Annotated in this window: 17 protein-coding genes; 13 read left to right on the plus strand and 4 right to left on the minus strand. The window is 55.5% G+C overall.

The window, feature by feature from the left end; all coding sequences use genetic code 11:
- Nucleotides 1-19: 19 nt before the first annotated feature.
- The 4 genes from ygfZ to nadB are packed head-to-tail and all read right to left on the minus strand — an operon-like array spanning nucleotide 20 to nucleotide 3,384.
- Entirely contained in the window at nucleotides 20-1,030 is a 1,011-nt protein-coding gene (gene ygfZ / locus FFI95_RS11740) for a CAF17-like 4Fe-4S cluster assembly/insertion protein YgfZ (protein ID WP_144822773.1), read from the minus strand.
- A gap of 20 nt (nucleotides 1,031-1,050) precedes the next feature.
- Nucleotides 1,051-1,512, minus strand: a complete 462-nt coding sequence (locus FFI95_RS11745) for a hypothetical protein (RefSeq protein ID WP_144822774.1) — start codon at nucleotides 1,510-1,512, stop codon at nucleotides 1,051-1,053.
- Complete coding sequence (locus tag FFI95_RS11750) at nucleotides 1,496-1,768, minus strand: FAD assembly factor SdhE (protein ID WP_144822776.1); 273 nt, start codon at nucleotides 1,766-1,768, stop codon at nucleotides 1,496-1,498. Before FFI95_RS11750 ends, FFI95_RS11745 begins: the two co-directional genes overlap by 17 nt.
- 11 nt (nucleotides 1,769-1,779) lie before the next feature.
- Nucleotides 1,780-3,384 carry an L-aspartate oxidase gene (gene nadB / locus FFI95_RS11755; RefSeq protein WP_186312016.1) on the minus strand — a complete coding sequence of 535 codons (1,605 nt, stop codon included), beginning with the start codon at nucleotides 3,382-3,384 and terminating at the stop codon, nucleotides 1,780-1,782.
- 132 nt (nucleotides 3,385-3,516) lie between these two features.
- Here nadB and rpoE point away from each other — a divergent pair, with 132 nt between their 5' ends.
- The 13 genes from rpoE to pdxJ all read left to right on the plus strand — a co-directional run bounded on the left by rpoE (nucleotide 3,517) and on the right by pdxJ (nucleotide 16,867).
- Entirely contained in the window at nucleotides 3,517-4,203 is a 687-nt protein-coding gene (rpoE, locus tag FFI95_RS11760) for an RNA polymerase sigma factor RpoE (RefSeq protein WP_425463063.1), read from the plus strand.
- Nucleotides 4,204-4,218: 15 nt separating this feature from the next.
- On the plus strand, nucleotides 4,219-4,788 hold the full coding sequence (locus FFI95_RS11765) for a sigma-E factor negative regulatory protein (protein ID WP_144822779.1): 570 nt from the start codon (nucleotides 4,219-4,221) through the stop codon (nucleotides 4,786-4,788).
- A gap of 72 nt (nucleotides 4,789-4,860) precedes the next feature.
- On the plus strand, nucleotides 4,861-5,865 hold the full coding sequence (locus FFI95_RS11770) for a MucB/RseB C-terminal domain-containing protein (protein WP_144823249.1): 1,005 nt from the start codon (nucleotides 4,861-4,863) through the stop codon (nucleotides 5,863-5,865).
- On the plus strand, nucleotides 5,862-6,329 hold the full coding sequence (locus tag FFI95_RS11775) for a SoxR reducing system RseC family protein (protein WP_144822781.1): 468 nt from the start codon (nucleotides 5,862-5,864) through the stop codon (nucleotides 6,327-6,329). The genes FFI95_RS11770 and FFI95_RS11775 overlap by 4 nt, the downstream gene beginning before the upstream one ends.
- A 97-nt stretch (nucleotides 6,330-6,426) precedes the next feature.
- Nucleotides 6,427-7,824 (plus strand): DegQ family serine endoprotease, encoded by a 1,398-nt coding sequence (locus FFI95_RS11780; RefSeq protein WP_246069514.1) that lies wholly within the window; start codon nucleotides 6,427-6,429, stop codon nucleotides 7,822-7,824.
- 125 nt (nucleotides 7,825-7,949) lie between these two features.
- Nucleotides 7,950-10,673, plus strand: coding sequence for a bifunctional diguanylate cyclase/phosphodiesterase (locus FFI95_RS11785; RefSeq protein WP_246069505.1), 2,724 nt, complete (start codon nucleotides 7,950-7,952; stop codon nucleotides 10,671-10,673).
- 104 nt (nucleotides 10,674-10,777) lie between these two features.
- On the plus strand, nucleotides 10,778-12,580 hold the full coding sequence (lepA, locus tag FFI95_RS11790; RefSeq protein WP_144822784.1) for a translation elongation factor 4: 1,803 nt from the start codon (nucleotides 10,778-10,780) through the stop codon (nucleotides 12,578-12,580).
- A gap of 11 nt (nucleotides 12,581-12,591) precedes the next feature.
- A complete protein-coding gene (lepB, locus tag FFI95_RS11795) occupies nucleotides 12,592-13,362 on the plus strand; it encodes a signal peptidase I (protein ID WP_144822785.1) in 771 nt (256 codons plus the stop codon).
- A 27-nt stretch (nucleotides 13,363-13,389) separates the two neighbouring features.
- A complete protein-coding gene (locus tag FFI95_RS11800; protein ID WP_144822787.1) occupies nucleotides 13,390-13,779 on the plus strand; it encodes a DUF4845 domain-containing protein in 390 nt (129 codons plus the stop codon).
- On the plus strand, nucleotides 13,776-14,465 hold the full coding sequence (gene rnc, locus FFI95_RS11805) for a ribonuclease III (protein WP_144822788.1): 690 nt from the start codon (nucleotides 13,776-13,778) through the stop codon (nucleotides 14,463-14,465). The genes FFI95_RS11800 and rnc overlap by 4 nt, the downstream gene beginning before the upstream one ends.
- Complete coding sequence (gene era, locus FFI95_RS11810) at nucleotides 14,465-15,382, plus strand: GTPase Era (RefSeq protein WP_144822790.1); 918 nt, start codon at nucleotides 14,465-14,467, stop codon at nucleotides 15,380-15,382. Before rnc ends, era begins: the two co-directional genes overlap by 1 nt.
- A 23-nt stretch (nucleotides 15,383-15,405) precedes the next feature.
- Nucleotides 15,406-16,137 carry a DNA repair protein RecO gene (gene recO, locus FFI95_RS11815; RefSeq protein ID WP_144822792.1) on the plus strand — a complete coding sequence of 244 codons (732 nt, stop codon included), beginning with the start codon at nucleotides 15,406-15,408 and terminating at the stop codon, nucleotides 16,135-16,137.
- Nucleotides 16,127-16,867, plus strand: coding sequence for a pyridoxine 5'-phosphate synthase (gene pdxJ, locus FFI95_RS11820; protein WP_144822795.1), 741 nt, complete (start codon nucleotides 16,127-16,129; stop codon nucleotides 16,865-16,867). The genes recO and pdxJ overlap by 11 nt, the downstream gene beginning before the upstream one ends.

Consider the following 16,867-nt stretch of genomic DNA (forward strand, 5'->3'; position numbering starts at 1 on the left):
GACGGGGTTGCCTGTCAACTTATGTATCCTGTTGCTCACTGTCTTCCCGCTCACTGACCGTATAGGGCAGAGGTTGCAGCTGTAGCAGGGCATCGGGAAGGCCGTCTGCGTACAGTTCGCCGCTGACTGCGTCATGGCGGGCGACGGCAAGCAGTTCGCACGAACCGTCACTGAACCCGACAGCGTTGATCACTTCGCCTACCGAGCGCTCTCCGGATTTAACCGATGTGCCTGGTGTTGGTAGTGGGTCGGCGCTGGCCAGGCGGAAACGAAACAGGCTCTTTTTAAGCTGACCCAGAAAGTGCATTCTCGCGATGACCTCCTGACCTGTATAACACCCTTTGTTGAAATGTACCCCGCCCAGGTGTTGCCAGTTGAGCATTTGTGGCACATAGGCTTCGCTGGTCGCTGTACTCAGAACAGGAATGCCGGCGGCAATTTCGGAAGCGTGCCAGTCCGCAAGGCCTTTCTCGGGAATTTTATCCAGAGGCAGGTCGGTTGCTTCTGGTTGCCACAGCTCGAAGCGGCGCAGGCCAGTGGCAGTATCGTCTGTCCGGATCAGAAAGCCGGAGTCCAGCGCCAGGGTGTCTCCGGGTGAAGCCAGGTTATCCTGCCCGCCTTCGGCCAGTAGTGCGGCGGCTTCGTCACCCAGTAGTCCGGTAATCCGGCCTTCTTCAAGAGCGGTCATGGAAGTGCCCCGAAACAGCATCATATACTTGCGCAGATGTGTCATGATGGACTCTGCCAACTCTGACGGCAGGTCCATAAGGATGTCTTCACCGTCGCGTAGCAGGCGGGTCAGGCAATAGGCCCGGCCTTTGGGTGAGGTGCCGGCAGCGCGGGGTGAGGCGCCTGCTTTGACGTCGTCCAGGTTCTGGCTTAGCTGTCCCTGCAGAAATTTATCTGTACCCGGGCCGGAAACGCGCACCAGGGTGCGGTCGCTCAGGGTAATGCGCCCTGAAACCGGAAGCGGGACTTCAGCGGATGTATAGGCAGGTGTGGCTGAAACAGGTGTCTCTGTACCAGTCATGGAAAACTCCGGGCAGAATATTATTCAAGGGATTGCTGAGTGTGGCCCAGTCTGAGCCACATTCTCAGGCGACGAAACTGATCTTCCGGCAGGTTGCCGGCAATCCGTTTACCGGTAAGCAACACAACCGGGTATGTAGAATATCTGGAGGCGGCTGGCCTTAGTTTCAAGAGCACGACCTTTGAGCTGATGCGGCTGGAGGAGCAAGGGCTTACTGCAATCGTGCGACCGCTTCCAAGGCGCGCAAAGAGTGTGTTCTGATCCTGGTACAGCGCACGGACTGCTGTGGCACCTTTAAGCAGTCCGTTTAGCCGGAACTGTGCCGTTGCGCCCACAAGCGCCGGCAAAGCCAGCAAGTACATCCAGTGCTTGCCGGCAGCACCGGCAATCAAGGCAAATGCACAGGTCGCCAGCCAGGGTGCAGCGGCAAGACAGCCTGCTGCAGTGCTGGGCGACAGGGTCAGGTCAGTCCGGCTGGACACGGGCAAGGATTATATCAACGATGCGCCGCAGGTCCGGGTCTTCCGGGCTGCTGCGTTGCATGAACCACTCAAACATATCGGTGTCTTCACAGCTCAGGAGCTTGCGGTATCTGGCCTGATCATCTGTATCAAGATCCCTGTAGGCCTCTTCCAGAAAAGGAATCAACAGAACATCCAGCTCAAGCATGCCACGGCGGCTGTGCCACCACAGACGATTGAAGTCCGAGTTGTCCGCTGGGGGTTGGGTATTTTGCATAATAAGTCTCTTTACGGCGACGAGGTTCTGTAGGTGGTTGGTATTAATACGGTATCACGGGCGTCAGGCAGTAGTCCCGGGTAATCCAGAGTGTAATGCAGACCGCGGCTTTCCTTTCGCTGCAGTGCGGAGCAGATGATCAGGTCGGATACTGTTACCAGGTTGCGCAGCTCCAGCAGATCGTTGGTGACCCGGTAGTTGCTGTAAAATTCGCTGATTTCACGTGACAGCAAGTCAACCCGGTGCTTTGCGCGCTGCAAGCGTTTGGTGGTACGGACAATGCCAACATAGTCCCACATAAAGTGGCGCAGTTCGTCCCAGTTGTGTGAGATAACAACGTCTTCATCAGAATCCCTCACCTGGCTTTCGTCCCAGGCGGGGGCATCTGGCGCTGGCGGAATGTCTGCTTCCCGGCGGGTAATGTCGGCGGCAGCAGCCCGGCCATATACCAGGCACTCCAGTAAGGAGTTGCTTGCCATACGATTCGCACCATGAAGTCCGGTAAACCCTGCCTCTCCAACCACATACAATTGGTTGATGTCTGTTCTGGCCCGTTCGTCACTGACGATACCGCCGCAGGTGTAGTGTGCCGCCGGCACCACCGGGATGGGATCGCGGGTGATGTCGATTCCAAGTTCAAGGCACTTGTCGTAAATGGTCGGAAAGTGGTGCCGGATAAACTCTGCGGGCTTGTGGCTTATATCCAGATACAGGTGATCTGCACCCAGCCGTTTCATTTCATGGTCGATGGCGCGCGCTACGATATCCCGCGGCGCCAGCTCCTGGCGTTTGTCGAAACGGTCCATAAAACGGGAACCGTCAGGCAGTTTTAAAAAACCGCCTTCGCCACGAACGGCCTCGGTAATCAGGAACGATTTTGCATGGGGGTGATACAGGCACGTCGGGTGAAACTGATTGAACTCCATGTTGGCAACGCGACAACCCGCTCTCCAGGCAATGGCAATGCCATCGCCTGACGCACCATCAGGGTTGGTGGTGTACTGGTACGCCTTGGAAGCGCCGCCGGTGGCAAGCACGGTAAAGCGTGCCCGGAACAGCTCCACATGGTTGTCTTCAAGGTTAAGAATGTAGGCGCCAACACACCGGTTGCCTGGCAGTGCGAGTTTGCGGTTGGTGATCAGGTCTACCGCAACACGGTTGGAGACGAGTTCAATGTTGGGTCTGGCCCGGGCCTGAGAGGTTAATGTAGTGGATACAGCGTGCCCGGTGGCATCAGCCGCGTGAATGATCCGGCGATGGCTGTGTCCGCCTTCACGGGTGAGATGAAACCCGGTGTCAGTATTGCGGGTAAAATCCACGCCGGTACGGATGAGCCAGTCAATGCTTTCTTTGCTGTTATCAACTGTAAACCGCACTGCGTCTTCGTGACACAGTCCGCCGCCGGCAACAAGGGTATCCTGAACATGGTTTTCGGTGCAGTCCTGGTCATCCAGAACAGCAGCAATCCCCCCCTGGGCCCAGAGTGTGGCGCCGCTGCTTATGTCGGCTTTGCTGATAACGCATACCTTGAGGTGCTCCGGAAGGTTAAGCGCAACGGTCAGGCCGGCAGCGCCGCTGCCGATAATCAGGACATCGTATTCATGGGACTGTGGCATCGGGTCGTTATCGCGGGCCATAATGTAGAAGTGTATTGAACTAAACTTTACGCTTGCTGTCTATTTGCCCTGAAAGATAACTGACCTTGCAGACCGAATCGAAACTTTCACCACGGGCGCTGTACAGTGAGCATCAAGCAACAGAAACTCGCATTAGCCGGTAAACCGGCCACAACATCGGAGCGTACCAATATAGCGCCCATGGCACCCGATACAGATCAGAAACATACTGAAAAACCCGACAGCCAGACCGACCTGCAGCTTGTCCGCAAAGTCCGGAATGGTGACCGGGGTGCGTTTGATCTGCTGGTTGTCAAATACCAGTCGAGAGTGGCGTCCATTATCGGCCGCTACGTCTATGACAATCAGGAGGTAATGGACCTGACGCAGGAAGCCTTTATCAAGGCTTACCGGGCCATCGAGCGGTTTCGGGGTGACAGTGCGTTTTATACCTGGCTGTATCGCATTGCAGTGAACACGGCAAAAAACCACCTTGAGGCAAGAAGTCGAAGACCTCAGGGCAGTGCAGACTCGGCGGAGGCCGAGAACTTTGATAGTGGCCGACAATTGCGGGACATCGCATCCCCAGAGCGCCTGTTGCAGCGTGAACAGTTGCAGAAGGCGTTAAGCAAGGCGATTGCCAGCTTGCCGGAAGAGCTGCGGTCAGCCTTTCTGCTGCGGGAGTATGACGGGCTTAGCTATGAAGACATAGCCCGTATTCTGGAGTGCCCGATTGGCACCGTACGCTCGCGTATATTCAGGGCCAGAGATGCTGTCGACAAACAGCTTGGTCCGTTGCTAAATCATTCCGTGACGTAATTGAAGGTGCATCCTATGGATGATCGTCTCAGAGAAACATTATCCGCCATGATGGATGACGAGGCCGACGAACTCTCGGTGCGGCGTCTGTTGTCTCAGGAAGAGCAGGTTGAGGTGCGTGCCCAATGGCAGCGATGGCAGAGCGTGCATGACCTGATGCACCGGGGCAGTTCGCCGGCTGATGGCATTGATATAAGCGCCTCTGTCAGAGAGGTTCTGGACGGCCGGACCAGGCAGCCGGAGCCGGCTTTATCACAGCGCCGTAATACACCAGTGAGGTGGCAGTGGCCCGCAGTTGCCATGGTTACAGCATCGTTGCTGGTCGGCTTTGGTGCCGGTGCAGGCTGGGATTCGGGAAACAATCCGCCCAATGGGTTGGCGTCTGCGTCTGTGCCTGAGGCCGCTGTAAATGAGCTGTCTGGTGAAGCAAGTCCAGTGCGGGAACTTGCGCTGCAGGGACTGGATGAACAACAGTGGGAACATATGAGTCGCTATCTGCTTGAGCATGCCCAGCACAATAGCGTGGGAGCCGGGCAGGGGTCGGTGGGTTATGCCCGCCTTGTCAGCGCATCAGGCGCTTACTGAAACCAGGTGATGGCGGTGTTCATGAAAAAAGCAGAGTACTCTGGCCTGAGACTGACGCGTGCCTGGCTGCGCATGAGCCTGGCCTTTATTCTGGCGATAGGTGCTCCTGCTGCAGCCGCGTCGGGCAAGAAAACAGCTGCCGAATGGCTGGAGCAGCTGGGCCCTGCGCTAAATATGACCTCCTATCGTGGCGTCTTTGTCTATGCCCGGGGGGCGAATGTGCACTCCATGCAAATTGCCCATCGTTACCGTAACGGCATTGTTGAAGAGCGGCTGGTTATGCAGGACGGGGGCAGTGGTGAGTTTGTTCGCCGGGGAATGAAAGTAGTCTGTGTACTCCCTGAGCGAGGTAAGGTGCACCTGGATCAGATTATTCCCTCCGGCCCGTTTGCTGAAGCTTTTTCCAGCCAGTTGGTGCCCGTAAGCCGCTGGTACAGTGCTGAGTTAAAAGGTGATGATCGTGTCGCGGGGTACGATGTGGTGACCGTTGCACTGACCGCCAGGGATCCGCACCGATACAGTCATCGGCTTTGGCTGGAAAAAAACACCGGACTTCTGGTGAAAAGCCACGTGCGCAATGCAAACGATGAGGTGTTGGAACACTTTCAGTTCACCAGCCTCGAGATCACGAACGACTTGCCGGACAGTGAATTTGAAATTCGTACAGAGGGGCATGAAATATCACGTACCCTGAAGGCAGCCGGAAAGCTACCATTGAAACAGGTGCAGAGTCCGGAAGCACTTACAGAAAAGCCGCGCATGCATGGCTGGAAACTTGGATGGCGCCCGCAGGGGTTTGAGCCGGCAGCAGCGCCGGGCGCAGGCAAGAGCCAGGCGGTGGCATTTTCCGATGGGCTGGCGGCGTTTTCGGTGTTTGTTGAGCCGGCGGGCAGAGTCAGCATGCCAACGGGGGCTTCGCGAATCGGAGCAACCACTGTTTATATGCGCCAGCTGGAAAGCGAAGACAAGGTGTTTCTGGTGACGGTGGTGGGTGAACTGCCACCAGCGTCGGCGCGCCGGGTCGCAGAGTCTGTACAGGTTGGTGAAGCCTTTATGGTAGGTGCGGGTGAGCAATGATTACCGAAACAGGAAAAGTTGTTGCTGTTACCGGGGAACATGCCTGGGTTCAGACGATACGCACCAGTGCCTGTCAGAGTTGTGCCGCCCGTAATGGGTGTGGGCAGAAGGTACTGGCCACCGCAACGGGAGGGCGTGCCAATCAGGTTCGCGTGTTCAACTCCGTGAACGCCCGGGTAGGGGAGGATGTGACTCTGGGAATTGACGAAAGTGCCCTCCTTGGCGCTTCGTTGCTGGTATACGCGCTGCCATTGCTGCTGTTGGTGGGACTCAGTATGGCTGGTCACCACATGTCCGGTGGCAATGATCTGGCTGCGATGACAGGTGCAGTAGCAGGTCTTGCATCGGGGTTTATCATAAGCCGAAAATTGCAGCGCCGGAACGCCGGCACTTATGAGCCCAGGCTGCTTCGAATAAACCGCATTCCGATCGGAGCAGCGTCCCATACAGATTTTTCAACATGACTTAACAGGGGATTCAGACATGCAGAGAATGACAACAGCAGTAACCTGTTTTTCGCCGGCGCCACGCATTCAGAGGCTGCCGGTGTCCCTGCTTGTGATGTTGTTCACAGCGGTATTGGTGGTCTGGAGCCAGGCAGGCCTGGCGAGGGATTTACCCGATTTCACCGAACTGGTCGAAGAAAACGCTGATGCCGTGGTTAATATAAGCACCACCAGTGCGCCGGCGTCGGGTAACACGCGCTTTCATGGCCTGCCTTTTGATGAGCGCCAGCTGGACCAGCTACCCGAGTTTTTCCAGGAGTTCTTTCGCGGCCCCCGGTCGCCCTTTGGAGGCGCACCGGGTAATTCCCGGCCACGTCGCTCCATGGGGTCAGGGTTTATTGTCTCTGCGGATGGCTATGTGCTGACCAACAATCATGTTGTTGAGGGAGCGGATGAAATAATTGTCCGGCTTAACGACCGCCGTGAACTGCCAGCCACTCTGGTTGGTACAGACCCGCGCTCGGACATGGCGGTTCTGAAAATTGAGGGGGGTGGTGATCTGCCCGTCGTAAAAACCGGGCGCTCCAGAGACCTGAAAGTGGGTGAATGGGTATTTGCCATCGGCTCGCCCTTTGGTTTTGACTACACGGTAACGGCCGGTATCGTCAGCGCTCTCGGGCGCTCGTTACCTTCTGAGAACTATGTGCCGTTTATCCAGACCGATGTGGCGATTAACCCTGGCAACTCCGGTGGCCCTCTGTTCAATCTTGATGGCGAGGTTGTGGGCATTAACTCGCAGATCTATACCCGCTCCGGTGGTTTTATGGGGGTTTCGTTTTCTATCCCCATCGATGATGCCATGAGTGTGTTCCGTCAGATTCGCGACAAAGGCACGGTTGCCAGAGGCTGGCTGGGTGTGCTGATTCAGGAAGTAAACCGTGACCTGGCCGAAACATTCGGACTCAAGCGTCCGCGGGGGGCGCTGATTGCTGAGGTCATGGACGGGTCGCCAGCTGAGAAGGGCGGTTTACAGTCCGGGGATATTGTACTTGAATACGACGGTGATGAAGTGGAAATGTCATCTGATCTGCCGCCCATGGTGGGGCGTACCCCGGTCGGTGAAAAGGCTCGCCTGACAGTGCTTCGGAGTGGTAAAGAAATCACTCTGGATGTTGAAATCGGTCAGCTGCCGGATGAAGGTGGCGCACAGCAGGCAGAGCCCGAGAACGGTAAGTCTTCCACAGCTCCGCTGGGGCTGACAGTAGAACCTTTGCCCGAAGATGCAGCAGAGTCCTTAGGGGTAGCTGGTGGCGTGGTTGTTACCGGGGTTGGCAGAGGTCCGGCCTACAATGCCGGTATTCGCGCCCGGGATGTGATCACTGAAATCAACAGAGAACCTGTAACCTCAATCGAAGACTTCCGGAAAGCTGTCAGAGCTCTGCCGGAAGGGAAGGCAGTCTCGGTTCGGGTTGTCCGTCAGGGGCGTGCCATTTACCTGGTAATGAAGCCCTGAAACAGCGGATTTTGAGGTCGCCCGGACAGATAACCAAAGCCCCTGATCTGCTCTAAAAAGCGACAGATCCGGGGCTTTGGGTTATACTGCCAGTTGTCAAAAATGGCCATGGAATGGACCAGCTAATGAATACACACGACCTCACGCTTCGGCAACTACTGGCCTCGCGCAACGCCCGGCTTGCCTGGTTGCTTCTCGCTGCAGCGATTGTCTTAACGGTTATCGCCTGGCAGTTCTCTATCCGCCTCGTTGAAGACCGCACAGAAGCAAGGTTTCAGGCCCAGTCCCAACAACTGAAAACTTCTATTGAAGAGCGTCTGCTGAACTACGAGCAGGTTCTGGCAGGCAGTGCCGGCCTCTTTGCTATTGCCGGAAGTGTGTCCCGGCAGCAGTGGTATGAATATATCCATAATGTGGACATTGACCGTTACTACCCGGGTATTCAGGGGATTGGCTACGTTAAGCGTGTGACGGAATCCGAGGTGGCCGGGCACACTGCCTCGGTACGCGAAACAGGCGTGCCTGACTATCTGGTGACGCCTCCGGGGGAGCGACCCTTTTATTATCCTGTGGTGTATCTGGAGCCAGCCTCGGAACATAACCGCACGGCGTTGGGGTATGATGCGTTTAGTGATGCGAAACACCGGGATGCCATGGTGCGCTCGCGGGATTACGGGGTTCCTGCCGTAACGGCCAGGGTGGTCCTTGTTCAGGAGGCTCTGCAGGAAGATCAGGCCGGTTTTTTGATGTATTACCCGGTCTATCAGGGCGGGGGCGTACCGGCAACCCGGGCGGAGCGTCGTATGATGCTGGCGGGGTTTGTATTCAGCGCCTTTCGGACCAACAACCTGCTGGATGGCATCGTAGGGTTGATTGCGCCGTTTCTGGATGTGCGTATCTATGACGGAGGCGTGGTTGATAGGGATAACCTGATCTACGGCTCAAACCTGGGGTCACTGGACAACGTATTCAGTTTTACCACCAGTCAGACACTGACACACGGCGGCCGTGACTGGCTGTTGCAGACCCGGACCACCCCGGCATTTGATTACCTTGCGGCCGACCCACGCCCACCAATTGTGCTTGGTACCGGGCTTGTGATCAGTTTTCTGCTTTTTGTTGTTGTTCTGGCCGTTACCCGCTCACAATTACTGGCCCGGGTCAGCGCAGGCCGTTACCGTGCTATTACAGAAGGGGCAGCCAATGTAACGCTGATTATGGATGAAAAGGGCAGCCCCCTGTACGCAAGTCCCTCCAGTCTGGACATACTGGGATACCAGCCGAACGAAATACAGGCGTTGGCACTGCAGGATTTTGTTCATGAGGAAGACTGGCCCCGGCTCAGGCAGGGGTTCAAGAGCGCTTTGCTGGCGCCGGGAAAGCAGATGCCGGCTATCGCGGTTCGGGTTCGTGACGCTTTCGATCTCTGGCGTGATATGGAAGGTACCTATACAGCGATGCTCACAGTTCCCGGTGTTAACGGTGTGGTGCTCAGCCTGCATGACTTTACTCAGTTGAAAGCTGCCCAGTCCCAATTGCATGAACTCGCCTTCTACGACCCGCTCACCCGACTGGCCAACCGCCGCTTATTCCGTGACCGACTGGATAAAGCCGTTTCCCATAGTCGCAGAAGCGGCGAGTCTGCGGCTCTGATGCTGCTGGACCTGGATGGTTTCAAGCAAATTAACGACACCCTCGGACATGATGCAGGCGATGAATTGTTATGCAAAGTAGCCACCTGGCTCCGGAGCTGTGTGCGGGCCGAAGACTCTGTGGCCAGGCTTGGGGGCGATGAGTTTGTTGTGCTGCTGTCGCGGATCAACAGTACAAACGCAGTTGCCAGGATTGCGGAAACCATATTGTCCCGCTTATGTCAGCGTGTCCGCCTGAGCGGCCACGAGGTGGGAGTAACCGTCAGTGTGGGAATCACCATGATCCCCAGCGACAGTGAAGACCCGGGAGCACTGATGAAGTTTGCTGACCTGGCCATGTATCGCGCCAAGGAGTCAGGGCGTAACACTTACCAGTTTTTTACCCCGGATATGAACATCCGGGCCGCGCGTCATTTGCTGCAGCAGGAAGAGCTGGCCAGAGCGCTGGAGGAAGAGAGTTTCTTGCTGCACTATCAGCCGAAATTTGACCTGGCCAGTGAAAACGTTGTCGGCGTTGAAGCCCTGCTACGCTGGCAGCATCCTGAAAAGGGTGTCCTGCCGGCACAGCAGTTCATTGATCTGGCAGATGAAACCGGGTTGATCGTGCGCCTGGGTGAGCTTGCGCTGCGTCAGGCCTGTATTCAGATACAGGCTCTGGAGCGGGCCGGCTTCAGAGACCTGAAAATGGCCGTTAACCTGTCAGCCAGACAGGTTCTGGACCCGGGATTCCTGGATATGCTTCGGCAAGTTATCACTGAAACAGGTGTCTTGCCTGAAGTGTTGGAGCTGGAAATGCCGGTGGCGTTGTTAAACGAAGATCCACAACTGTTACACACGCTTCTGGAACCACTGAACGATCTGGGTATCTGTCTGCTGCTGGACGACTTCGGAGCAGGTGCCTGGTCGCTGGCTGCATTGCAGCAGCTGCCTTTCAACGTCATCAAAGTGGATCAGCGACTTATTCGTGATGTTCCATATAGTGCCAGTGTGACCGATGTGGCGTCTGCAGTGATTGCGCTGGCACAGAAGCTTCACCTGACCGTTGTCGCCGAAGGCATAGAAACTCCCCATCAGTTGAGCTTTCTGAAAGCCGCCGGGTGCACGCAGGGGCAGGGTAACCTGTTCAGCTACCCGCTGGACGAAGATGCCTTGATTGGCTTCCTGGTCCGACAGCATGAAAGATCGCTTATTTCCTGAGAATGGCAATAGCGGCCGGTTACCGGTAAAATCAGGCGGCCCCGGATACTGGTTATGGCCTTTCCGGGCTCAATCCTTCGTCTTTATATGAGTATTCATTGTCTGTGACTGAACTGAGCCGAATCCGTAACTTTTCCATCATCGCCCATATTGACCATGGCAAGTCTACGCTTGCAGACCGTTTCATACAGGTTTGCGGCGGCCTGACCCAGCGGGAAATGGCCGCGCAAGTGCTGGATTCCATGGACCTCGAGCGGGAGCGGGGCATCACCATCAAGGCCCAGAGCGTTACCCTTAATTACGAGGCACGGGATGGTCAGGAGTACAAGCTGAACCTGATCGATACCCCGGGCCACGTAGATTTTTCTTATGAGGTGTCGCGTTCACTTTACGCCTGTGAGGGTGCGCTTCTGGTTGTCGATGCCGGTCAGGGCGTTGAGGCCCAATCCGTTGCCAACTGCTATACGGCAATAGAGCAAGGCCTGGAAGTGGTGCCGGTACTGAACAAAATGGATCTGCCCCAGGCCGAGCCCGACCGGGTAGCGGCTGAAATAGAGGATGTTATCGGTATCGATGCCTCCGACGCAGTCAGATGCTCGGCCAAAAGTGGCATGGGGGTTGAGGATGTCCTGGAGGACCTGATTCAGAAAATACCGCCACCCGAAGGCGACCGTTCTGCCCCCCTGCAGGCGCTGATTATTGACTCCTGGTTTGATAACTACCTGGGCGTTGTGTCTCTGGTCCGGGTGACCCAGGGCATACTCAGGAAAGGCGATAAAATCGTTATCAAGTCGACCAGCAAAGCCTGGAACGCCGACAAGGTCGGGATTTTTAATCCCAAGCCGCACGACACAGATATTCTGGAAGCGGGTGACGTGGGATTTGTGGTTGCGGGCATCAAGGACATTCAGGGCGCACCGGTGGGCGATACCATTGTGCACCAGAAGTTCTCCGAAGAAACGCCCATGTTACCGGGGTTCAAAAGGGTTCAGCCGCAGGTCTATGCAGGCCTTTTCCCGGTAAGCGCGGATGACTACAACGATTTTCGTGATGCGTTGGAAAAACTGACCCTCAACGATGCGTCTCTGTTTTACGAGCCAGAGAGTTCTGATGCGCTCGGCTTTGGTTTTCGCTGCGGCTTTCTGGGTATGCTGCACATGGAAATCATCCAGGAGCGGCTTGAGCGTGAGTATGATATAGAGCTGATTACCACAGCGCCCACGGTTATTTATGAGGTGCTGACGACCCAGGGGGAGACCCTGTCGGTAGACAGCCCCTCCAAGCTGCCTGATGTTGGCACCATTGAAGAAATGCGTGAGCCCATCGTGGAAGCCAGTATCCTTGTGCCGCAAGAGCACCTGGGGAACGTCATTGCGCTATGTGAGGAGAAGCGGGGCGTCCAGAAAAGTATGCACTTTATGGCCACCCAGGTGCAGCTGACGTATGAATTGCCTATGGCTGAAGTGGTCCTGGACTTCTTTGACCGGATCAAATCTGCAAGTCGCGGCTTTGCCTCTCTGGATTATCAGTTTGTCCGCTTTCAGACGGCCAACCTTGTGCGCCTGGATGTGCTCATCAATGGCGAGCGGGTGGATGCACTGGCATTGATTGTTCACAAGGATCAGTCCCAGCATAAAGGGCGCCAGCTCATTGAAAAAATGAAAGAGCTGATTCCCAGGCAGATGTTTGATATTGCGATTCAGGCAACCATAGGGAACCAGGTTATATCACGGGTTACCGTAAAAGCCCTGCGGAAAAACGTAACGGCGAAGTGTTACGGCGGCGATATCAGCCGGAAGAAAAAGCTGCTTCAAAAGCAGAAGGAAGGTAAAAAACGTATGAAGCAGCTGGGTAATGTCGAGGTGCCTCAGGAAGCGTTTCTTGCTGTGTTGAAAGTTGATAACTAAAAGGCACCTTGATGGATATTGATTTTCCTCTGGTTCTGGTCGTTCTGACTTTTGTCTCAGGGCTGATCTGGCTGGCAGACATCGTATTTTTACGGAAGCGTCGCCTTGCAGCGGCGGGCGCTGAAGAGGAAGCCGCGAAAGAAGAGCCTTATCTGGTCGACCTCAGTCGCTCATTCTTCCCGGTACTGGCTGTTGTTCTGATACTCCGGTCGTTTCTGGTAGAGCCATTCCAGATCCCTTCCGGCTCGATGCTGCCTACCCTGGAGGTGGGAGATTTTATTCTGGTCAATAAATACGCTTATGGTCTGCGTCTGCCAGTTGCCGGAACCAAGATTCTGGATGTAGGAGATCCGGAGCGGGGAGATGTGATGGTGTTCCGGTATCCTGAGGACGGTAAAACCAACTACATCAAACGTGTCATTGGCCTGCCCGGTGACACAGTGCGCTATCGTGACAAGCAGCTGTTTATTAACAACCAGAAAGTTGAAAGCGAGTTTGTGGTGCGCCTGCCCCCCGTTGAAGTGCGCAGAGAAGACCTGGGAGAAGTTGAACACGATATCTACCTTACAATGGGCCGTCCGGGTACCGCCGGGGAAGGCGAGTGGCAGATACCGGAAGGCGAATACTTCGTAATGGGTGATAACCGGGATAACAGTAACGACAGCCGTTACTGGGGCACGGTCCGCGATGAGCTTATTGTAGGCAAAGCCTTTGCGATCTGGATGCACTGGGAGTCTCTGACCAGCCTGCCATCCTTCAAGCGTGTTGGCGGTATTGAGTAATTCGGACGATACTGGAGTTAACCTGTAATGAAGAATAGTAATCTCTCCGCCATGGGGAGGCAGAGGGGGGCTTCCGCGCTTGTTGTTCTGATCGTGGTTCTGTTTTTTGGAAGCCTGCTTTCCCTTCTCATCAAGCTGGGGCCCGCCTATATGGATGATCTGACGATTCAGGAAGCGCTTGAAGGTCTGGACGGAACCGAGGGGTTGTCGCAGATGGGGCCAGCCCAGGTGCGCACCCTGATCAACAAGCGTCTGAGCGTGAACAATATCCGGGGATTTAACACCCGCGATATAGAAATAGAAAAAGACGGTGACCGGGTTGTGATTAACCTGGATTACGAAGTTCGTAACCACATTTTCCGCAATGTGGACGCGGTCATCCACTTTCAGCACAACTATGAGATGAAGGGCACGTGATTTCACAACCGGATCTGGATCAGTTACAACGCCGCATCGGCTATCAGTTCAAGTCGCCGGAACGCCTTATGCTGGCGCTGACCCACCGGAGTTACAGCAACCAGAATAACGAGCGGCTTGAGTTTCTGGGCGACTCCATTGTTAATATGGTAATTGCGGAATACCTGTACGCAGCTTTTGATAAAGCCCGGGAAGGGCACCTGAGCCGGTTGCGGGCCCGTATGGTCAAAGGTGTAACTCTGGCTGAAATTGGCCGGGAGTTTGAACTGGGAGGTTATTTAAGGCTGGGCTCCGGAGAGCTGAAAAGCGGTGGCTTTCGCCGGGAGTCCATTCTGGCCGACGCTGTGGAAGCCGTGATTGGTGCCATTTATCTGGACAGTGATTTCCATACCTGTCGGGATCAGATTTTGCGCTGGTTTGAGCCGCGTCTGAAACAACTTGATATCCAGGATACCCAGAAAGATCCGAAAACCCGTTTGCAGGAATACTTGCAGTCCCGGCAATTTCCGCTGCCCAGATACGACGTGGTATCGGTAGACGGTGAAGCCCATAATCAAACATTTCGTGTAACCTGTGCACTGTCTTCGCTGGAGCGGACAACCAGTGGTGTTGGCAGTAGCCGCCGGGTGGCGGAGCAGGAAGCGGCCCGTAGTGCGCTGAAACAGCTCGGCGTGGAGATTCCCTGATGAATGATATTACTCGCCCGGAAAACCCCGACAGTCGTTGTGGCTTTGTAGCCATTGTTGGCCGCCCCAATGTGGGTAAGTCGACGTTGCTGAACCATATTCTGGGGCAGAAACTGAGCATTACCTCCCGCAAACCGCAAACAACGCGCCACAATGTGCTGGGAATCAAAACCGAAGGTCTTTCACAGGCGATTTATGTTGATACGCCGGGCATGCATGTAGAAGAACCCAGGGCCCTTAACCGGTACATGAACAAGGCTGCAGCTTCAGCATTGAAAGACGTAGATGTGGTTGTTTTTGTGGTGGATCAGCTTGCCTGGACCACCGCGGATGAAATGGTTCTCGAAAAACTGAGCCGACTGACTTGCCCGGTCATTCTGGCTGTGAACAAGGTCGACCGTATTGAAAACCGGGAGAGCCTGTTGCCGCACCTGGACATGCTGTCCAGAAAGCGTGAGTTTGCGGAAATAATTCCGGTTTCTGCGCTGAAGGAAACCAACCTGCAACCACTGGAAGAAGCCGTGGGGCGTTTTCTGCCTGAGAGCATACATTTCTATCCGGATGATCAGATCACCGACCGGAGTGAGCGCTTTCTGGCGTCAGAAATTGTGCGCGAAAAAATGACTCGCCAGCTTGGTGCCGAGCTGCCTTATTCTGTTGCGGTTGAAATTGAAGAGTTCCGACGCGACGAAAAAACGCTGCACATATCGGCGTTGATTCTGGTTGAGCGTGAGGGGCAGAAAAAAATCATTATCGGTGATAAAGGCAGCCGGCTGCGGAGCATTGGCCAGGATGCCCGGATTGATATGGAGCGCCTGTTTGACAGCAAGGTAATGCTCAAGCTGTGGGTGAAGGTGAAGCGGGGCTGGGCTGACAGTGACCGGGCCCTGAAAAGTCTGGGCATGAACGACTTCTGAGGAGGCTGTGCGCCCGAGGGTCTATGACAAGAGAAGCGCAGCAGCTGGAACCCGCGTATGTGATTCATCGCCGGCCCTGGCGGGAAACCAGCCTCATAGTTGATCTGTTTACCCTGAATCATGGCCGTATAAGCGCAATAGCGCGCGGCGCCAACAGCAGCAAGAGCCCGTTGAAAGCCCAGTTGCAACCATTTCAGCCGCTTTTTCTGGGCTGGACGGGGCGCAGTGACCTGAAAACCCTGACGGAAACGGATATGCGTGAAGGGCCGGTATTGCGCCGCACCGTAGCGTTATACAGTGGACTGTATCTCAATGAGCTGGTGCAGCGGGTGTTGCCTCCGGCCGACCCCCACCCGACCCTTTTTGCCGCTTACATTGAGGCGTTGTCGCAATTGGCGGCAACATCCGATGTTGAGCCGGTATTACGAAAATTCGAACAGGCCTTTGCAGCCGCTATGGGTTACGATTTTGCCTGGGATCTGGCAATGGATACCGGCGAATCAGTGACTGCAGAGCAGGCCTATTGCTATGATCCCGAACAAGGCATTATTGCCGGTGTGTCAGCCGGTACGCGCTTGCAGAACCTGCCGGGAGCAGCCCTGCTGGCTCTTGCCGAAGGAGACTATGAAACACCTGCCTGCCGTCGGGTAGCAAAACGGGTGATGCGCATACTGACCGACTACTTGCTTCAGGGGCGCCCACTGAACAGCCGCAGTCTTTTTATTCATCAAAAGGGAGAACGTCATGAATCCTAGAGTGTTGCTTGGTGTCAATATCGATCATATTGCCACCTTACGTGAGGCCCGGGGAACGCGTTATCCCGACCCGGTACAGGCTGCCATGATCGCAGAGGAAGCAGGTGCAGATGGCATTACGATCCATCCCAGGGAAGATCGTCGCCACATTCAGGACCGTGATGTCCGGCTGCTGAAAGAAGTGCTGCACACCAAAATGAACCTCGAAATGGCGGTGACGGATGCCATGCTTGAGTTTGCCGAAGAGGTTCAGCCGGAATGCGTGTGCCTGGTTCCTGAAAAACGGGAAGAGCTCACCACTGAAGGTGGGCTGGATGTTATAGGGCAGGAAGAGCGAGTGGCCAGAGCCTGTGAGCGCCTTGCTCGCCAGGGTGCTGAGGTTTCTCTGTTTGTTGACCCGGATCCGGCCCAGATTGATGCTGCCGTGCGCTGTGGTGCCCCGGTGATCGAACTCCATACCGGCGAATACGCACAGGCGCCGGGTGCCGAAGCGGAAGAGGCCACGTTCAGAGTGCTGGCGGATGCGGTTGCCTATGCCCGTACAAAAGGACTGATTGTGAATGCCGGCCATGGACTGCATTATCACAATACGGAAAAAATTGCGGCCATCCCTGGTATTAATGAACTCAATATCGGCCACGCTATTATTGCGCGGGCTGTCTTTAGCGGCCTTAAAGAAGCGGTTCGCGACATGAAGGCGATTCTGGAGCGGGCACGCAGCTCAGCGTAA

It is taken from the genome of Marinobacter piscis (genome assembly GCF_007671655.1).
Lineage (GTDB): Bacteria > Pseudomonadota > Gammaproteobacteria > Pseudomonadales > Oleiphilaceae > Marinobacter > Marinobacter piscensis.